Origin of the sequence: Bradyrhizobium macuxiense (assembly GCF_001542415.1) — a bacterium.
Taxonomy (GTDB): domain Bacteria; phylum Pseudomonadota; class Alphaproteobacteria; order Rhizobiales; family Xanthobacteraceae; genus Bradyrhizobium; species Bradyrhizobium macuxiense.
Genome location: NZ_LNCU01000040.1, coordinates 162,162 through 180,126, shown reverse-complemented (window position 1 = coordinate 180,126; position 17,965 = coordinate 162,162). Strand labels below are relative to the sequence as shown.

Annotated in this window: 16 protein-coding genes and 1 pseudogene; 8 read left to right on the top strand and 9 right to left on the bottom strand. The window is 64.1% G+C overall.

Going from position 1 to position 17,965, the window contains the following annotated elements; all coding sequences use genetic code 11:
* From AS156_RS44330 to AS156_RS13460, 8 genes are all read right to left on the bottom strand, one after another.
* Nucleotides 1–927, bottom strand: a 927-nt coding sequence (locus tag AS156_RS44330) for a transglutaminase family protein (RefSeq protein WP_245312780.1), incomplete at its 3' end; no start/stop codon positions are given.
* A 242-nt stretch (nt 928–1,169) separates the two neighbouring features.
* A complete protein-coding gene (locus tag AS156_RS13490; RefSeq protein ID WP_066504516.1) occupies nt 1,170–2,693 on the bottom strand; it encodes a UxaA family hydrolase in 1,524 nt (507 codons plus the stop codon).
* Nucleotides 2,694–2,921: 228 nt separating this feature from the next.
* The gene (locus AS156_RS13485; protein ID WP_066504513.1) at nt 2,922–3,698 is read right to left on the bottom strand and encodes an HpcH/HpaI aldolase family protein; all 777 of its coding nucleotides are present in this window, start codon (nt 3,696–3,698) and stop codon (nt 2,922–2,924) included.
* 39 nt (nt 3,699–3,737) lie between these two features.
* Nucleotides 3,738–4,823, bottom strand: a complete 1,086-nt coding sequence (locus tag AS156_RS13480) for a malate/lactate/ureidoglycolate dehydrogenase (protein ID WP_066504506.1) — start codon at nt 4,821–4,823, stop codon at nt 3,738–3,740.
* Between the two features lie 20 nt (nt 4,824–4,843).
* On the bottom strand, nt 4,844–5,572 hold the full coding sequence (locus AS156_RS13475; protein WP_066504774.1) for an ABC transporter ATP-binding protein: 729 nt from the start codon (nt 5,570–5,572) through the stop codon (nt 4,844–4,846).
* Complete coding sequence (locus AS156_RS13470) at nt 5,572–7,347, bottom strand: branched-chain amino acid ABC transporter ATP-binding protein/permease (RefSeq protein ID WP_066504505.1); 1,776 nt, start codon at nt 7,345–7,347, stop codon at nt 5,572–5,574. The genes AS156_RS13475 and AS156_RS13470 overlap by 1 nt, the downstream gene beginning before the upstream one ends.
* Entirely contained in the window at nt 7,344–8,219 is an 876-nt protein-coding gene (locus AS156_RS13465) for a branched-chain amino acid ABC transporter permease (RefSeq protein WP_066504502.1), read from the bottom strand. The genes AS156_RS13470 and AS156_RS13465 overlap by 4 nt, the downstream gene beginning before the upstream one ends.
* A gap of 86 nt (nt 8,220–8,305) precedes the next feature.
* Complete coding sequence (locus AS156_RS13460) at nt 8,306–9,451, bottom strand: ABC transporter substrate-binding protein (protein ID WP_066504499.1); 1,146 nt, start codon at nt 9,449–9,451, stop codon at nt 8,306–8,308.
* 292 nt (nt 9,452–9,743) lie between these two features.
* Here AS156_RS13460 and AS156_RS44325 point away from each other — a divergent pair.
* Both AS156_RS44325 and AS156_RS13455 read left to right on the top strand, forming a co-directional pair.
* Nucleotides 9,744–9,959: pseudogene (locus tag AS156_RS44325) on the top strand (GntR family transcriptional regulator); the annotation flags it as partial.
* Between the two features lie 63 nt (nt 9,960–10,022).
* Entirely contained in the window at nt 10,023–10,739 is a 717-nt protein-coding gene (locus AS156_RS13455; protein WP_245312797.1) for a GntR family transcriptional regulator, read from the top strand.
* A 29-nt stretch (nt 10,740–10,768) separates the two neighbouring features.
* On the opposite strand, the gene hpaR is transcribed toward AS156_RS13455, so the two are convergent.
* Nucleotides 10,769–11,305, bottom strand: a complete 537-nt coding sequence (gene hpaR, locus AS156_RS13450; RefSeq protein WP_136626200.1) for a homoprotocatechuate degradation operon regulator HpaR — start codon at nt 11,303–11,305, stop codon at nt 10,769–10,771.
* A 110-nt stretch (nt 11,306–11,415) separates the two neighbouring features.
* Between hpaR and hpaH the strand changes: the two genes are divergently transcribed.
* The 6 genes from hpaH to AS156_RS13420 all read left to right on the top strand — a co-directional run bounded on the left by hpaH (nt 11,416) and on the right by AS156_RS13420 (nt 17,960).
* Entirely contained in the window at nt 11,416–12,222 is an 807-nt protein-coding gene (gene hpaH / locus AS156_RS13445; RefSeq protein WP_066504489.1) for a 2-oxo-hept-4-ene-1,7-dioate hydratase, read from the top strand.
* Between the two features lie 29 nt (nt 12,223–12,251).
* Complete coding sequence (locus tag AS156_RS13440) at nt 12,252–12,650, top strand: 5-carboxymethyl-2-hydroxymuconate Delta-isomerase (RefSeq protein WP_066504487.1); 399 nt, start codon at nt 12,252–12,254, stop codon at nt 12,648–12,650.
* Nucleotides 12,643–14,184, top strand: a complete 1,542-nt coding sequence (gene hpaE, locus AS156_RS13435; protein ID WP_066504485.1) for a 5-carboxymethyl-2-hydroxymuconate semialdehyde dehydrogenase — start codon at nt 12,643–12,645, stop codon at nt 14,182–14,184. The genes AS156_RS13440 and hpaE overlap by 8 nt, the downstream gene beginning before the upstream one ends.
* A 105-nt stretch (nt 14,185–14,289) precedes the next feature.
* Nucleotides 14,290–15,273: a 3,4-dihydroxyphenylacetate 2,3-dioxygenase gene (gene hpaD / locus AS156_RS13430; RefSeq protein ID WP_066504483.1), complete on the top strand. Its 984-nt coding sequence runs from the start codon at nt 14,290–14,292 to the stop codon at nt 15,271–15,273.
* Between the two features lie 166 nt (nt 15,274–15,439).
* Nucleotides 15,440–16,315 carry a fumarylacetoacetate hydrolase family protein gene (locus tag AS156_RS13425; RefSeq protein WP_066504475.1) on the top strand — a complete coding sequence of 292 codons (876 nt, stop codon included), beginning with the start codon at nt 15,440–15,442 and terminating at the stop codon, nt 16,313–16,315.
* Nucleotides 16,316–16,331: 16 nt separating this feature from the next.
* Nucleotides 16,332–17,960 carry a thiamine pyrophosphate-dependent enzyme gene (locus AS156_RS13420; protein WP_066504473.1) on the top strand — a complete coding sequence of 543 codons (1,629 nt, stop codon included), beginning with the start codon at nt 16,332–16,334 and terminating at the stop codon, nt 17,958–17,960.
* Nucleotides 17,961–17,965: the final 5 nt, after the last annotated feature.

The window sequence follows — 17,965 nt, the reverse complement described above, 5'->3', positions numbered from 1 at the left end:
GAGCCGCGCCCACGCCTCATCCGAAAACGGCTTGGTGATCCGCGGCGCCTCACGGATACGCTTGACGCTCATCTCGAAGGCGAATTCGGCGTCGGCAAATCCGGCCGTGCCCGTCACAGGCGCGGCCGAGCGGTAGTGCGGCGTGGCGCAGACCGGAATGTGCCCCTCGCCGGTCAGCATGCCCGAGGTGACGTCGAAGCCGATCCAGCCGGCGCCCGGCAGATAGACTTCCGCCCAGGCATGCAGGTCGGTGAAGTCGTTCTCGACCTCACGCGGCCCTTCCAGCGGATCGATGTCAGGTCGAATCTGAATGAGGTAGCCCGAGACGAAACGTGCGGCGAGCCCGAGATGACGCACCGCCTGGATCAGCAGCCATGCCGAGTCACGACATGAGCCGGAGCCCGCGGCCAACGTCTGCTCCGGCGTCTGCACGCCGGTCTCCATCCGGACGATGTAGCTGATCTTCCTTTGCAGCTGCGCATTCAGCTCGACCAGGAAGTTGACGGTGCTATCGGCCGTGCGAGGAATGTCATTCAGATACGCGGCAAGCAACGGGCCGGGCTCGTCCGTCTTCAGATAGGGTGCGAGCTCGGTCTTGAGATCGCCAGCGTAGTCGAACGGAAAGCTGTTGGCGTAAGGCTCGACGAAGAAATCGAACGGATTGACCACGGTCATCTGCGCCGTGAAGTCGACCTCGATCTTGAGCTCGGTTGCCTTCTCCGGAAACACGTAACGCGCAAGCCAGTTGCCTTGCGGATCCTGCTGCCAGTTCACGAAATGATTGGATGGCGTGACCTTGAGCGAATAGCTCAGGATCGGCGTGCGCGTATGCGGCGCAGGACGGAGGCGAATGGTTTGGGGCCCGAGATCGATCGGCCGATCGTATTTGTAGTGCGTGACGTGATGCAGTGCGACTGATATCGACACGGACCGTTGGCTCCAGCAGCTTTTTTGAGCAGAACACTGGTTCCGGTCGACATCAAGCACTAACAACGGGCATGGGTGCCCAGGAGACGGGCTGGTGGTCCCGGCTACCCGTCATTGCGAGCGAAGCGAAGCAATCCATCCTGCCGCAAGTGGAGCCATGGATTGCTTCGTCGCTCAGCGCAAATTTGCTCTGCAATTTGTCGCGAGCTCCTCGCAATGACGGCGTAGAGGCGTTCGGCCCTTTACATCGTCGCCCCTAGCACCCAAGGCGCGAACTCGGCGCCGCCAAAATCGAAGCTCTCGCTCTTGGTCGGCTGGCCCGATGCGGTCTTGAGGATGAGGTCGAAGATGCGCTGGCCGCACTCCTGCACGCTCTCCTCACCCTCGAGGATGGTGCCGCAATTGACGTCCATGTCATCTTCCATCCGCTTGTACATCGGCGTGTTGGTGGCGAGCTTGATCGAGGGAGCAGGCTTGCAGCCGAACACGCTGCCGCGGCCGGTGGTGAAGCAGACGAGATTGGCGCCGCCGGCGACCTGCCCGGTCGCGGCGACCGGGTCGTAGCCGGGCGTGTCCATGAACACGAAACCCTTCTTGGTCACCGGCTCGGCATAGCGCAGCACGTCGACAAGGTTGGTGCTGCCGGCCTTGGCCATCGCGCCGAGCGACTTTTCGAGGATGGTGGTCAGGCCGCCGGCCTTGTTGCCAGGGCTCGGATTGGCGTTCATCTCGGCACCTTCGCGGCTCGTGTATTCCTCCCACCAGCGCATCAGGCCGACGAGCTTCTCGCCGACCTCGCGGCTGACCGCGCGGCGCGTCAGAAGATGCTCGGCGCCATAGGTCTCAGGCGTCTCCGAGAGGATGACGGTGCCGCCGTGGCGCACCAGAAGATCGCTCGCCGCGCCAAGCGCGGGGTTGGCCGACACGCCGGAATAGCCGTCGGAGCCGCCGCATTGCAGCGCGACCGTGAGTTCGCTCGCCGGTACTGCCTCGCGCTTGACCTTGTTGGCGTCGGCCAATGCTTCCTTCACGAAGGCAACGCCGGCTTCTACTGTCTTGCGCGTGCCGCCGACCTCCTGGATGTCCATCGCACGCAGGCGCCCGGCGAGCCTCTGCTCCTGCATCAGGCCGCCGATCTGGTTCACCTCACAGCCGAGGCCGAGCACGATGACGTTGGAGAAATTCACGTGCCGCGCATAGCCCCCGAGGGTGCGGCGAAGCAGCGCCAGCGGCTCGTCCTGGGTCATGCCGCAGCCGGTCTTGTGGGTCAGCGCGACGACGCCGTCGACATTCGGAAAGTCGGCTAGCGGATTCTCGCCGGTGAACGGGTTCTTCTTGAAGACATCGGCGACGAGGCCCGCGACATGGGCGCTGCAGTTCACCGAGGTGAGGATGCCGATATAGTTGCGCGTGGCAACCCGGCCATCGGGACGGCGGATGCCGTCGAAGGTCGCCGGCAGATCGAAGTTCGGCACCGGCTTGACGTCGACACCGTAGGCATAGTCCTTTGAGAAGTCACCCATGCCGCAATTCTGGGTGTGCACGTGCTGGCCGGGCGCAATCGGCTGCGTGGCAAAGCCGATGATCTGGCCGTAGCGCTTGATCGGCTCGCCTTGCGCGATCGGCTTGATCGCGACCTTGTGGCCAGCCGGAATGCGATCGACCGTGGTGACGCCGTCGGTGACCGCCAATCCCGGCGGCAGGCTCGCGCGCGCGATTAGGACGCTGTCATCGGGATGCAGGCGGATCACTTGTGCCGGGGCCATGTGGGTCTCCTTGGTGCCTTCTTCACCTCTCCCCGTCCTTCACGGGGAGAGGTCGAATTCTCGCAGAGCGAGAATTCGGGTGAGGGGCGATGCACAATGCTGACTACAACAACAGTGCTCGCCGGATAGAGGCCCCTCACCCCAACCCTCTAAGAGCCAGCTTCGCTGGTCTCGACCCCGCAAGAGCGGGGCGAGGGAGAACAACGTAGGTCGTGCCGGTGGAGAAGCTTACGCCTTGCCGCCGGACTTCTCGCGGGTCTGGTTGACCTGCATCTTCGCGTAGGTCTGCATCAACCCGACTTCGTTCGACAGCGTCACGAGCTTGAAGCCCATGTTGATCGCGCGCACCGCGCCTTCGGCGCCGGAGCAATGGATGCCCGGGTTGAGGCCACGCTTGCCGCACTCCTTGATGATCTTCTCGTAGATCTTCAGGATCTCCGGCTCGTCGCGGTCGAGCTTCGGCACCAGGCCGTAGGAGAAGCCGAGATCGGACGGGCCGATATAGACGCCGTCGATGCCCTCGACATCGAGGATCGCTTCCATGTTCTCGACCGCGGTCTTGGTCTCCATCATCGGCAGCAGCACGATCTCGTCGTTCGCGGTCTGCTGATAGGTGCCGGCCGAGCCATACATGCCGGCGCGGATCGGGCCGTTGGAGCGGACGCCCTTCGGCGGATACTTGGCGTAGGAGACGAGGTTCTTGGCTTCCTGCGACGTGTTGACCATCGGGCAGATCACGCCGTAGGCGCCGCCATCGAGCACCTTGCCGATGATGCCAGGCTCATTCCACGGCACGCGGACCATCGGGGTGACGGGATGGGCGTGCATCGACTGGAAGCACTGCACCATCGAGAGATAGTCCTGCACGCCATGCTGCATGTCGACGGTGACGCTGTCGAAGCCGCACTGCGCGATCACTTCGGCCGAAAATCCCGACGGGATCGCCAGCCACGCGTTCACCACCGCCTTGCCCGACGCCCAGACCTGCTTGACTTTGTTTGCCATTGATCGCGTTCCCTTTTCACGTTTCTTGGAGGACGAGCCCTAGCTGGTCGCCCGCTGGATGGAGACTTCACTGACGCCGACTTCGCGCGCGGTATTCACTATCGCCGCCCAGGTGTCGTCAGGCAAGGGGATGCCGTTCCTGGTGCGCTCGGCGCGGGTCTTGCGCTCCGGATCGCCCGGAACCAGCACGGAATCCGTGCCTGCGATCGGCTTGGTGGCGCGGATGAAATCGGTGTAGCGGGTGATTTCGCTATCGAAGAAGTTGCTGGTGTCGATCACCTTCGGATCGATGTAGAACGCCATCATGCCGTTGGCGAAACGCCGGTCCGACGACGTCGCGCCGGTGCCCGTCAAGGCACCGCCGAGCAGTTCACAGATGAACGCAAGGCCCGAGCCCTTGTGATCGCCGAAGGCGCGGATCGCACCGGTGCCCTTGGTGTGATCGCGCGGCCCATCGGGTGTGTACGGGCCATATAGCACATGCGGATCCTCGCTGAGCGTGCCGTCGGCATCGACGAGTGCGCCTGATGGCAGCTTCTTGCCGCCGCGGCTTGCAACGAGGCACTTGCCCTCGGCGACAACCGAGGTGGCGAAATCGAGCACGATCGGGTCCTGTCCCTGGCGCGGAATGCCGACGCAATACGGCGCGGTTGACAGGCGCTTCTCGACGCCGCCGTAGGGCGCGACCAAGAGCGAGCCTGCCGCGGTCACGAAATGGATCGAGACGAGACCTTCCGCAGCCGCCATTTCCGCCCAGTCGCCGACGCGGCCGAGATGGCCGGAGTTGCGCAGCGCGACCGCAGCGAGCCCTGCTTTCTTGCACTTCTCGATGCCGAGCTTGACTGCGATCGGCGTGACGGTCTGGCCATAGCCGAACTTGCCGTCGACCACTGCGAGCGACGGCGTGTCGACCACGACCTCGGGGGTCTGGTTCGGCACGATCGAGCCCATCTTCTTCCATCTGACATACACGGGCACGCGGATCACGCCGTGGCTATCATGGCCAGTGAGGTTCGCGGTCGTCAGATAGGTCGCAATGCGCCGCGCCTCTTCCGATGACGATTCCGAATGGGTGAAGACCTCGGAAACGAAGTTGATGAGATTATCAACCTTGATGGTGACCATGGATCCGTAGCTCGCTGAATTTATGCGCGGGCCTTGGCGTGACCGCCAAGGTAGGCCGCAGCAATCGCTTCATTGCCCCACAATTCGTCGGGTTTGCCGCCCAGCACAATCCGTCCGGTTTCCAGGACAAAGCCGTGATCGGCGACCGAAAGTCCCATGCGCGCATTTTGCTCGACGAGCAAGACCGTGGTGTCCTTCCTGATCTGCGAAATGATGCGGAACACCGCCTGCACGATCACAGGCGCGAGACCGAGCGAGGGTTCATCCAACAGCAGCAGCCGCGGCTTGGCCATCAACCCGCGGGCGACCGCCACCATTTGCAGCTGACCGCCGGACAGCGTCCAGCCGAGCGCGTTGGAGAACGTCCGGATGTCCGGGAAGAGGTCGAACATCGCGTCGGCCTCGCGCGAGATCTGCGACGCCGACACCTTCCGGTTCGACGCGCCGAGCATGATGTTCTCTTTCACCGTGAGACCCGGGAACACGCGGCGGCCTTCCGGCACATGCGAGATGCCGAGCCGGACAATCGCTTCCGGCCCGAGGCCCGCGATCGAGTGACCGTCGAACAGGATGTCGCCGGAAGCGGGTTTCTCGAGACCGGAGATCGCGCGCAGCGTGGTCGATTTGCCGGCGCCGTTGGCGCCGAGCAGCGTCACCACCTGCCCCTGCTCCACGGCGATCGTGATGCCGCGTAGCGCTTCGATCTCGCCGTAGCGGACCACGAGATTGCGGATTTCGAGCAGCGGCATCATTCGCTCCCGAGATAGGCGGAGACGACGTCGGGATGGCGCAGCACCGCCATGGACTCGCCGTCCGCGATGCGGCGTCCGAAGTTCAGCACCGTGATGTGCTGGGCGGCTTCCGAAACCAGCGTCATGTCGTGATCGATGATCAGGATGGTGAGCCCCTGTGCCGCGATGCGCTTGAGCAGTTCGTGCAGCTCGAGCTTCTCGGTCGAGTTGAGGCCGGCGGCCGGCTCGTCGAGCAAGAGGAGCGTCGGGTTGGCCGCGAGCGCGCGTGCGATCTCGATCAGGCGCTGGTGGCCGTAGGAGAAGCTCGAGATCAGCTCGTTGGCGCGGTTGCCGAGACCGACGAAGGTCAAGGCCTCCATCGCGCGCTCGGTCAGCGCGTCCTCGCCTTTGCCGATCATGGTGTTGCCGGGACGCTCCGCTCCGATCTCGACGTTCTCCAGCGCCGTCATCGAGCGGAACAGGCGGATGTTCTGGAAGGTGCGCCCCAACCCTGCCGCCGTGCGCTGATGCGGCGCCATGTTGGTGATGTCGGTGCCGTCGAGCACGATCTTGCCTGCGGTGGCCTTGTAGAGGCCGGACAGCACGTTCAGCGTCGTGGTCTTGCCGGAGCCGTTCGGGCCGATCAACGCATGCACGCCGCCACGCTTCACCGCGATGTCGACACCGTCGACTGCCTTCAGGCCACCAAAATGCTTCGTGAGCCCGGTCACCTTAAGGACGATATCGCCGCCGGAGGTCGCCGGCTTGAGCTGCAGCGCGGCCGCGACCGGCGGCGCCTTGGTGTGCGCGCGCCAGCGCGTGAAGGCGTCGGAAACGAAGCCCCAGATGCCGTCTGGCATGAAGCGGATGATCAGGATCACGAACAGGCCGTAGATCGCAAGATAGAGCCCCGGCACGCTCTTGAGGAAGCGCAGCCATTCCGGAATCAGGATCAGAAGCCCGGTGCCGATCACCGATCCGACCGGCGAGGCCACACCGCCGAGCAGCGACATGGTCAGGAACCCGATCGATTCCGCGAACGAGAATTGATCCGGGCTGACATAGGCGAAGCCGCCGGCGAACAGGCCGCCGGCCAAACCGCCGAGCAGCGCGCAGATCCCGAAGGCATAGATCTTGGTGCGGAAGACGTCGATGCCGTTGACCCCGGCCGCGAGCTCGTTATCGCGCACGGCGCGCATCGAACGTCCGAGCTTGGTGTCCGGCAGGTGCCAGACCAGATAGCCGACGATCGCGAGCACCGCGACGCAGAAGGCGAGATAGCTCTGCGAGGACTGGAACAGCTCGGGCCGCGTGATGTTGGAGACGCCGTCCGGCCCGTGCGTCAGCCAGATGGCGTTGATCATCACCAGCGTCACGATCTGCTGGAACGAGATCGTCACCATGGCGAGGTAGTGGCCGCCGAGCCGCAGCGTCGACATGCCCAGGAACGCGCCGGCGATCAGCGCGATCATGCAGCCGCCGACCAGGCAGGGCCAGAAGCTCAAATGCAGGTCGGCGGTGCCAAGACCGACCGCATAGGCGCCGAAACCGAAGAACGTCGCCTGCGCCAGGTTGATCTGGCCGCAGAGACCGAGCACGACTGACAACCCGAACACCGCGATCGAGAAGGTCGTCGCCTGCAGCAAGATATTGAGGACGTAGCCGTCGAAGCCCATGCTGCCGGCAAGCGCGACCAGTACGGCTGCGCCGATAAAATACGGCAGATGACGGATGATCAGCGGCTTCGAACGCACCGCAGGCACCGGGACCTGAATGTTGTCGCTGGCGCTCATGCTTTCTCCGCGACACGTTCGCCGAAGATGCCCTGCGGCCGGAAGATCAGGAAGGCGATCAGCACCAGGAAGGCGAAGCCGTCCTTGTACGGCACCGAGATATAGGCGGCGCCGAAGGTCTCGATCACGCCGAGCGCGAGGCCGCCGATGATGGCGCCGGTGACGTCACCGAAGCCACCAATGATGGTCGCGGCAAACGCCTTCAGCGCGATCGTCGAGCCCATCTGGATCGACACGAACAGCACAGGCGCGACCAGGATGCCGGCGAGACCGCCGAGCACGGCCGAATAGATGAAGGTGATCATGATCATGGTGGAGACGGAAATGCCGAGCAGCGAGGCCATTTCCTTGTCCTGCGAGGTGGCCTGCAGCTTCTTGCCGAGCAGCGTCTTCTCGAAGAACCAGAAATTGAACAGCACCAGCAGGATCGTGACCGCGATGATCAACAGATACTGGCTATCGAGATAGACCGGGCCGAGCTGGATGCCGGGCGTATCGAACCAGCCCTGCAGCACCTGTGGCTGCGGGCCGTAGATCGCCAGCACCGAATTCGACAGCAGGATCGAGGCGCCGATGGTGGCGATGATCACGGGCAGATAGGTGCGGTGGCGCAACGGATAGTAGACGCCGAGATTGAAGATGACGCCGAGCAGCGCCATGCCGGCGAGCGCGATCAGGAACGACAGCCAATAGGGCCAGCCGAGATCGACGGAGAACACCACCATGAGGTAGGCCGCGACCATGGAGAATTCGCCCTGCGCGAAGTTCACCACATTGGTGGCGCGGAAGATCAGCACGAAGCCGAGCGCGACCAGCGCGTAGACCGCGCCGATGCCGATGCCCGTGAACAGGAGTTGAAGGACCAGATCCATGACAAGCGTTCGGTTGAAGGGGAACTCGTTGCAACGGATGACCGACGCGGCCTCCCCGGCGACCGCCGGGGAGGCCCTCGCCCGCGTCAGTCGTTGGACTCGATGTGCTTGTCGAAGACGATCTTGCCCTTGTCGTTCTTCACGATGTTGTAGCCGTGCAGTCCGTCGCCGTTCTGGTCGAAATTGTATTCGCCCTCGGCACCCGGGAATTTCTTGATCGCCAGGATCGCGTCGCGGATCTTCTCGGGCTCGGTCGAACCGGCCTTGTTGATCGCCGCGGCGAGCACCGTGACGGCGTCATAGGTCCAGGCGCTCTGGTTGTCGGGCGCGACCTTCGTCGCATCGCGATAGATCTTGCCGAACGCCTTCGAGGCGTCGCTGGAATCCTCTGCGTAATCGGCGACACCATAGGTATTGTAGAGCGCAGGACCGGCGAGCTTGAGCGCGGTGATGTTGACGATCGAGGGCGAGCCGACCCACGGAATATTCACGCCGAGCTGACGCAACTGGCGGGCGAAGATGCCGAGATCGTTCTCGAAGGTGAAGTACGAGCCGAGGATATCGGCGCCGGACTGCTTGATCGCGAGCACGACGGGCGTGAAGTCCTGGCTCTGGTTGGCATAGCCCTGGTCGAGCACGGGCGGCGCGCCGAGCTTCTGCAGCGCTTCAGTCAGCGCCTTGCCGCCGGCGGTGCCGAACGCGTCGGTCGAATGCAGCACGGCCCACTTCTTCTTGCCGAGCGTGCTGACGCCGTATTCGGCGATGACGCGGCCGGAATAGCTGTCATTCGGGCGGAAGCGGAACAGCCACTTGTTGCCCATATGGGTGAGGTTCGGATCGGTGCCGCCGATCATCACCGGCTTGCCGAGCTTCAACACGTCGGGCGCCATCGCGTGGACCTGAGTGGAGCGGATCGAGCCGAGGAAGCCGACGATGTCGGACTGGGAGGCGAGCTTGGAAAACGCCAGCACGATGCCGGGATTGGTGGTCTGATCGTCCTCGACGATCAGTTCGCCCTGCTTGCCGAGGATGCCGCCGGCCTTGTTGACGGCCTCGAGCGCGAGCTTGGCGCCCTTGATGGCGTAGCCGCCGGATTCGGCCGCGGGGCCGGTGACGGGCGCGCACATGCCGATCTTGATGGTCGCACCTTGCGCATGCGCGCTCCGCAGCAGCGCAGGAGCGGCGAGACCTGCCGCCAAGCCGGCGGAAAACTCACGTCTCGTCAGTTTCATTCAATCCTCCCTGTATAACGCCGAACTTGATGTCGGCTGCATTGAGACGAGCTGGACGCGTAGACTTGTTGCCTCACCCTTGGTCATCACACAGCGCGACGAACAAACGTTTGCGCCGCTGCAGCGCACCCGACGTGCAACGGCGATAATCAATCTAAGCGTATCCCGGCAGCTAATCATGATTGTACATTGCACGCAATAGTCAAAAGTTCATCATAGGCGGTGCGTAAATGCCTGCAACGAGCGACCTCAGCGAGATCACGTGATAGTGTGACCGGCGGGGCAGCCTTCCATGTCGATGCCAAGAGCGAAATCGCAGACCAGACGGAAACAGCCGGCCTATGCGCTGATCAAGGACGCATTGGCAAAGCGCATTCGCACCGGCGACGTTCCGGCCGGCACCGTTCTCTCCGAATCGGCGATCGCGAGTTTGTTCGGCTCCAGCCGCTCCCCGGTGCGCCAAGCCTTCGAGCAGTTGGAGCACAGCGGCCTGGTGCGCCGCTTCGACGGCCGCGGCGTCATCGCCGGCAAGCGCAAGGCCGAACCTCGGCGCGTCCCGATCACGGCGACAATGCTGGGGCTGACCAACGGGCCGGTCGAGGCAGTCAGAAGCGACGCCTGGGACGCCCTCTACTACGAGCTCGAACGTGAAATCATCTATCGGTCGATGTTCGGACGCTTTCGCGTCAGCGAACTCGCGCTGGCGCGACATTTCAGGGTGGGACGCACGGTTGCCCGCAACCTGCTGCTGCGCGCGCAGGCGATCGGAATCCTGGAGAAGGGCGCCAAGGCCCACTGGTATGTCGTGCCACTGGACGAGGATCGCGTGCGCGACATCTTCGAGCTGCGCTCAACTCTCGAACCGCTGTTACTGAAATCGGCCACGACGAGGATCCCGACGGCAATGCTGGACCGGATGGCGGAACGGCTGCGCGAGGGAATCCAGCTCCGCGACCGTATCGGCGTCGGCGAACTCGACGAGATCGAGGGCGACCTCCATATCCGGTGCCTGGGTTACGGCATCAATCGCGAGATGATCGAAGCCCTCAAGCGCTCACACTGCGCGTTCGTGATCGGCAAGCACATCCAGGTGGCCCTGACCGCGCCGCAGATCGATTCCTTCATGGAAGAGCATCTGGTGATCATTGAAGCATTGCGCGCGCGCGACGCCGACGCAGCCGCCGCAACAATGCGCCGTCATATCGAGTGGTCTCATTCGAAAGTTGCCCGCTGGATTGCCGAATTCCGTGCCATCAACGTGATTTCGCGCGTTCCTTACATGGCCTAGCAGGCAACCATGATCGTACGAACTCTCGATCACTCGTCGGCCTCGACCTCGCCGTCATCGGCGGATGTCATTCCGGCCAGGCTCGCCTCCAGCAAGCCCAGCATCTCCTGGAGTTCCGCAAGCCTGCGCGCACCGTAACGTTTGGTGATCGTGGCGTAGATGGCTTCCGACGTCGGCGCCACCGCCTCGATCAGCTTCAGACCCTTCGGCGAGATCGAGACGACCGCGCGCCGCAGATCGTTCTCCGCCGCCTTGCGCTCGATCAGTTGACGAGCCTCGAGATCGCGCAGGATCCGCGACAGGCTCGGCCCCAGCAGAAACGCCACACGCGCGAGCTCGGTGACTTCGATCTCGTCGACCGAAGTCAGCGCGCGCAGGATCCGCCATTGCTGTTCGGTCAGTCCATGATTGCGCAGCGAGGGGCGGAACTGCCGCATCACCGCCTCGCGCGCGCGGAGCAGCGACATCGGCAGCGAGCGCGAGAACTCGCGCATAGGCGCGCGGCGGGTTGCCCCGGTCTCGGCCGGCGCCGATCGCATGTCGTTCGATGATTTCTTGCGCGCCATCCCTCAACCCACTGCCACGAATTTTCGCGTTGCAGCATAGCCTGATTCAGTTTGCGGGAATTCACTTAACATGTTAATCATCTCCCGACATCCAAATTTGTGTATTACGCATGGCCCTCTCCCAAGACGATATCCGCGCTGCCGCCGCAAGCCTCGACCAGGCGGAAAAGACCCGCAAGCAGATCCGCCAGCTCTCGCTGCAATATCCCGGCATTACCCTTGAAGATGCCTACGCGATTCAGAAGGCCTGGGTCGAGATGAAGGTGGCGCAGGGCCGCGTCGTCAAGGGCCACAAGATCGGCCTGACCTCGAAGGCGATGCAGAGCGCGCTGAATATCGACGAGCCCGATTCCGGCATCCTGCTCGACGACATGTTCTTTGCCGATGGCGGGCTGGTGCCGAGCGATCGCTTCATCGGAACGCGCGTCGAAGCCGAGCTCGCCTTCGTGATGAAGCACCGCCTGGCGGGGCCGAACTGCACCCTGTTCGATGTGCTCAACGCCACCGACTTCGTGGTGCCGGCGCTGGAGATCCTCGATACCCGCGTCGAGCGCGTCGACCCCGAGACCAAGGCCACGCGCAAGATCTACGACACCATCGCCGATAACGCCGCCAATGCCGGCATCGTGCTCGGCGGCCGGCCGATCCGTCCGCTGGACGCCGATCTGCGCTGGATCGGCGCGCTCTGCTTCCGCAACGGCCAGCTCGAGGAAACCGGCCTTGCCGCCGGTGTGCTGAATCATCCGGCGACCGCGGTGGCGTGGCTTGCCAACAAGATCGCGCCCAACGGGCTCGCGCTGGAGGCTGGACAGGTCGTGCTGGCAGGCTCCTTCATCCGCCCGATCGAGACCCGCAAAGGCGACACGATTCAGGCCGACTATGGACCCTACGGTTCCGTGAGTTGCTACTTCGCCTGACGCCGGACGCAATTGCAAGGAGACCGCCCATGCCGCACTTCACGCTTGAATATTCAGCCAATCTCGACGGCCTCGTCGATATGGCCGAGACCGTCGAAGTGGTCCGCAAGGCGGCGGTCGAAACCGGCATCTTCCCGCTCGGCGGCATTCGCGTCCGCGCCATCAAATGCGAGCATTACGCAATCGCCGACGGCCGCAAGAGCTACGGCTTCCTCGACATGGTGCTGCGGCTCGGCGAAGGCCGCGATCTCGCCGCGCGCAAGAAGGCCGGCGAGCGCATCTTCAAGGCGCTGTCGGCCCATCTCGACCCGGTGTTTGCAAAGAGCAAGTTCGCTTTGTCGTTCGACATGCAAATCAACGACAAGGAGACGAGCTGGAAGCGCAACAACATTCACGACGCATTGAAGGTGGAGACGGTCAATGGATAAGGCCAGCCCGAAATCGGCAGACGTGTTCCAGGCCAACCGCGACCGTGCGGGTCCCCTGCTCGCCAAGCTGAAAGCCGAAGGCATCGGCCACATGATCGACGGCAAGGTCGTGCCATCGGTGACGGGCGAAACCTTCGAGACTAAGTCGCCGATCGACGGCACGGCTCTGGCATCGGTCGCAAAGGGCAATGCGGAGGACATCGACCGCGCCGCAGCCGCGGCCTGGCGCGCGTTCAAGACCTGGCGCGACATGCCGGCGGCGCAGCGCCGCAAGCTGTTGCATCGTGTGGCCGACGCGATCGAGGAGCGTGCCGACGACATCGCCGTGCTCGAATGTATCGATACCGGGCAGGCGTATCGCTTCATGGCCAAGGCCGCGATCCGGGCCGCCGAGAACTTCCGCTTCTTCGCCGACAAATGCGCCGAAGCGCGTGACGGCCTGAACACGCCGAGCGAGGAGCACTGGAACATCTCGACCCGCGTGCCGATCGGTCCGGTCGGCGTGATCACGCCGTGGAACACGCCGTTCATGCTCTCGACCTGGAAAATTGCGCCTGCGCTGGCCGCTGGCTGCACGGTCGTGCACAAGCCGGCCGAATGGTCGCCGGTCACCGCAGACCTGCTGGTCAAGCTGGCAAAACAAGCCGGGATCCCCGATGGTGTGCTCAACACCGTGCACGGCTTCGGCGAGGACGCCGGCAAGGCGTTGACCGAGCATCCCGCGATCAAGGCGATCGGCTTCGTCGGCGAGAGCTCGACGGGATCGGCGATCATGGCGCAAGGCGCCAAGACACTGAAGCGGGTGCATTTCGAGCTCGGCGGCAAGAATCCGGTGATCGTGTTCGACGACGCCGATCTCGATCGCGCACTCGATGCGGTCGTGTTCATGATCTACTCGCTCAACGGCGAGCGCTGCACGTCGTCGAGCCGCTTGCTGGTCCAGCAGAACATCGCCGACAAGTTCATCGAGAAGCTGACGGCGCGCGTGAAGGCCCTCACGGTCGGCCATCCGCTCGATCCCGCAACTGAAATCGGGCCGCTGATCCACGAGCGGCATCTCGCCAAGGTCTGCAGCTATTTCGACGTTGCGCAGAAGGACGGCGCGACGATCGCGGTCGGCGGCAAACCGCATGACGGTCCCGGCGGCGGACACTATGTGCAGCCAACCCTGGTGACCGGTGCGAACGCCAAAATGCGCGTCGCGCAGGAGGAAGTGTTCGGCCCGTTCCTGACCGTGATCCCGTTCCGCGACGAGGCTGACGCCATCGAGATCGCCAACGGCGTGCAGTACGGGCTGACAGGTTATGTCTGGACCGGCGACATGGGCCGCGCGCTGCGCGTCGCCGATGCGCTGGAAGCCGGCATGATCTGGCTCAACTCGGAAAACGTCCGGCATCTGCCGACGCCGTTCGGCGGCATGAAGGCCTCCGGCATCGGCCGCGACGGCGGCGATTACTCGTTCGAGTTCTACATGGAAACTAAGCACGTCTCGCTCGCGCGCGGGACGCACAAGATTCAGAAACTGGGAATTTGAAACCCGTCGTTCCGGGGCGATGCGCAGCATCGAACCCGGAACCTCGAGATTCCGGGTCTGGTCCTTCGGACCATCCCGGAATGACGACACACAGGGGAAACACCTATGCCCGTTCCGACGCACGTTTTTGATCCGCCGTTCAACATCATCCGTTGCAGCCACGCCATTCTCGACGTCACCAACCTCGACGCGAGCGCGGCGTTCTACGAGAAGACGATCGGCCTCCACATCGAGGACCGCGACGACAAGGCGGTCTACCTGCGCGCCAGCGAGGAGCATCAGCATCACTCGGTGGTGCTGCGCAAGGCGGCGAAAGCGGCCTGCAACCGGCTCGGCTTCAAGGTCGGCAACAACCGCGACCTCGACAAGGCGGCTGCGTTCTGCTCCGAGAACGGCATCGAGCACGCCTTCGTCGACCAGCCGTTCCAGGGCCGCACCCTGCAGTTCACCGATCCCTTCGGCTTCCAGATCGAGCTCTACGCCACGATGGAGAAGCGCCCGCATCTGCTGCGGCGCTACGACCTCTACAAGGGTTGCCACCCGCAGCGGCTCGACCATTTCAACGTGTTCGCAGCGGAGGTGCAGGACACCGTCGACTTCTACGCCCGGCTCGGCTTCCGCCTGACCGAATATGCCGAGGAGGACGGCGCGAACGGCCGCATCGCCGCGGCCTGGATGCACCGCAAGGGCAATGTGCACGACTTCGCCATCACCAACGGCAAGGGTCCGCGCCTGCACCACATCGCCTATTGGGTGCCGACCGCGATGAACATTGTGCATCTCTGCGACGTGATGGCCTCCTCCGGCTTCCTGAGCAACATCGAGCGCGGCCCGGGCCGGCACGGCATCTCCAACGCGTTCTTCCTCTACGCCCGAGATCCCGACGGCCATCGCATCGAACTCTACACCAGCGACTACTTCACCGGCGATCACGACCATGAGCCGCTGCGCTGGTCGCTGCGCGATCCGCGCCGCCAGACGCTGTGGGGCGCGCCCGCACCCCGCTCCTGGTTCGAGGAAGGCTCGCCCTTCGCGGGCCAGGCCGTGCGCGAGCCGCGCTTCGTCGCCGACGTACTGGTTGCGGACTAACGCGCGCCCCTCTCGACACGTCGTCCCTGCGAACGCAGGGACCCATAACCACAGGACCGTATTGCTACCAAGATCGTCGCCCCACGTGCCATAATATGAGGCCTGTGGTTATGGGTCCCGGCTCGCGCTTCGCTTGGCCGGGACGACCTCAAGAATTGGATTGCTAATGTCCACTCCCCGCCTCGCCACCTATTCCGTCGACGGCGCCGTCAAGTATGGCGCCGTCACCGACGCCGGGACCGTCGATCTCTCCTCGCGTTTCGCCAAGGACTATCCGAGCTTGCGCGAAGCCATCGCCGCCGGCGCCCTGACGAAGCTCGTGGACGCCGCTGCCGGACGCTCGCCCGATCACGCGCTCGACGCGGTCGCCTTCCAGCCGCCGATCCCGACACCTGAAAAGATCATCTGCATCGGCGTCAACTATCCGGACCGCAACGCCGAGTACAAGGACGGCTCGGACGCGCCGAAGTATCCGAGCATGTTCCTGCGCGTGCCGCGCTCCTTCGTCGGCCACAACGCTCCTCTGGTGCGCCCGCGCGCCTCGCCGCAACTCGATTATGAAGGCGAACTCGTGCTGGTCATCGGCAAGGCCGGCCGTCACATCCCGAAGAGCGCCGCGCTCGATCACATCGCCGCGATCTCGCTGTGCAACGAGGGCACCATCCGCGACTGGGTGCGCCATGCGAAGTTCAACGTCACCCAGGGCAAGAACTTCGATTCCACCGGCAGCCTCGGCCCGTGGATCGTGCCCTACACCAACGAAGCCCAGATCGCCGATATCCGCCTGACCACGCGGGTGAATGGCGAGACGCGACAAGACGACCGCACCTCGCGCTTGATCTTCGGCTTCCGTTACCTCATCAACTACATCTCGACCTTTGCGACACTGGTTCCCGGCGACATCATCGTCACCGGCACGCCGACCGGCGCGGGCGCGCGGTTCGATCCGCCGCGCTACCTGAAGCCGGGCGACGTCATCGAGGTCGAGGCCGAAGGCGTCGGCATTTTGCGCAACGGCGTCGTCGACGAAGCCAATCAATAAACGAACGGACAGTGCCATGACCTCAACATCCGGCGGCGAAGCGATCGTCAATGGTCTCGTCGCCCACGGCGTCGATACCGTGTTCGGCCTGCCCGGCGCGCAGATCTATGGCCTGTTCGATGCGTTCCACCAGGCACAGCTCAAGGTGATCGGCGCGCGGCACGAGCAGGCCTGCGGCTACATGGCTTTCGGCTATGCGCGCTCCAGCGGACGGCCGGGCGTATTCAGCGTGGTGCCCGGCCCCGGCGTGCTCAATGCCTCGGCGGCGCTGCTCACCGCATTCGGCTGCAACGAACCCGTGCTATGCCTCACCGGACAGGTGCCGACGCAATTTCTGGGCAAGGGCCGCGGACATCTGCACGAGATGCCCGATCAGCTCGCGACCTTGCGCACTTTCGTGAAATGGGCCGACCGCATCGAGTATCCCGACAACGCGCCGGCGATGGTGTCGCGCGCATTCCAGGAGATGCTGTCCGGCCGGCGCGGACCTGCCTCGCTGGAGATGCCCTGGGACGTGTTCACCCAGCGCGCCCAGGTCGCGGCGGTGAAGCCGTTTGATGCACTGCCGGCGCCGCAACCCGACCCCGACCGCATCAAGGCCGCCGCCGACCTGATCGCGGGCAGCAAGGCGCCGATGATCTTCGTCGGCAGCGGCGCTATCGACGCGCGCGAGGAGATTCTCGAGCTCGCCGAGATGATCGACGCGCCGGTCGTCGCCTTCCGCAGCGGCCGCGGCATCGTCTCCAATGCGCACGAGCTCGGGTTGACGATGGCCGCCGCCTACAGACTGTGGCCGAAGACGGATCTGATGATCGGCATCGGCACCCGCCTGGAGCTGCCGACGATGTCGCGCTGGCCCTATCGTCCGGACGGCCTGAAATCCGTGCGGATCGATATCGATCCCGTCGAAATGCGCCGCTGGCCATCCGACGTCGCTGTTATCGCCGACGCCAAGTCCGCGACCAACGATCTCGCCGCCGCCGTCCGCAAGGCCGGCTACAGCAAGACCTCTGGCCGCCGCGCGGCGATCCGTGAAGCAACCGCTGCCGCCGAGCATGAGATCCAGCGCATCCAGCCGCAGATGGCCTACCTGAAGATCCTGCGCGAGGTGCTGCCGGCGAATGCCATCGTCACCGACGAGCTCTCGCAGGTCGGTTTCGCTTCCTGGTACGGCTTCCCGATCTACGAGCCGCGCACCTTCGTGACCTCGGGCTATCAGGGCACGCTCGGCTCGGGCTTCCCGACGGCGCTCGGCGCCAAGGTCGCCAACCCGAACAAGCCGGTGGTCGCGATCACCGGCGACGGGGGCTTCATGTTCGGCGTTCAGGAACTCGCCACCGCGGTGCAGTTCAAGATCGGCGTGGTGACGCTGGTCTTCAACAACAACGCCTATGGCAATGTCCGTCGCGACCAGCACGAACGCTTCGACGGCCGCATTGTCGCCTCCGATCTCGTCAATCCGGATTTCGTCAAGCTCGCGGAGTCCTTCGGCGCGGGTGCGGCGCGCGTTACCTCACCCGATCATTTCCGCCCGGCGCTGGAAAAGGCATTGGCCGACGGCGGCCCCTACGTGATCTCGGTGGAAGTGCCGACGGGATCCGAAGTCTCGCCCTGGGCGTTCATCCACCCCGCGAAGAACATCTGAGGGTG

Bases quoted from the DNA above. Each gene is read 5' to 3' on its own strand.
- AS156_RS13490 (WP_066504516.1), bottom strand. From the start codon at position 2,693: ATGGCCCCGGCACAAGTGATCCGCCTGCATCCCGATGACAGCGTCCTA.
- AS156_RS13485 (WP_066504513.1), bottom strand. From the start codon at position 3,698: ATGGCAAACAAAGTCAAGCAGGTCTGGGCGTCGGGCAAGGCGGTGGTG.
- AS156_RS13480 (WP_066504506.1), bottom strand. From the start codon at position 4,823: ATGGTCACCATCAAGGTTGATAATCTCATCAACTTCGTTTCCGAGGTC.
- AS156_RS13475 (WP_066504774.1), bottom strand. From the start codon at position 5,572: ATGCCGCTGCTCGAAATCCGCAATCTCGTGGTCCGCTACGGCGAGATC.
- AS156_RS13470 (WP_066504505.1), bottom strand. From the start codon at position 7,347: ATGAGCGCCAGCGACAACATTCAGGTCCCGGTGCCTGCGGTGCGTTCG.
- AS156_RS13465 (WP_066504502.1), bottom strand. From the start codon at position 8,219: ATGGATCTGGTCCTTCAACTCCTGTTCACGGGCATCGGCATCGGCGCG.
- AS156_RS13460 (WP_066504499.1), bottom strand. From the start codon at position 9,451: ATGAAACTGACGAGACGTGAGTTTTCCGCCGGCTTGGCGGCAGGTCTC.
- AS156_RS13455 (WP_245312797.1), top strand. From the start codon at position 10,023: ATGCTGGGGCTGACCAACGGGCCGGTCGAGGCAGTCAGAAGCGACGCC.
- hpaR (WP_136626200.1), bottom strand. From the start codon at position 11,305: ATGGCGCGCAAGAAATCATCGAACGACATGCGATCGGCGCCGGCCGAG.
- hpaH (WP_066504489.1), top strand. From the start codon at position 11,416: ATGGCCCTCTCCCAAGACGATATCCGCGCTGCCGCCGCAAGCCTCGAC.
- AS156_RS13440 (WP_066504487.1), top strand. From the start codon at position 12,252: ATGCCGCACTTCACGCTTGAATATTCAGCCAATCTCGACGGCCTCGTC.
- hpaE (WP_066504485.1), top strand. From the start codon at position 12,643: ATGGATAAGGCCAGCCCGAAATCGGCAGACGTGTTCCAGGCCAACCGC.
- hpaD (WP_066504483.1), top strand. From the start codon at position 14,290: ATGCCCGTTCCGACGCACGTTTTTGATCCGCCGTTCAACATCATCCGT.
- AS156_RS13425 (WP_066504475.1), top strand. From the start codon at position 15,440: ATGTCCACTCCCCGCCTCGCCACCTATTCCGTCGACGGCGCCGTCAAG.
- AS156_RS13420 (WP_066504473.1), top strand. From the start codon at position 16,332: ATGACCTCAACATCCGGCGGCGAAGCGATCGTCAATGGTCTCGTCGCC.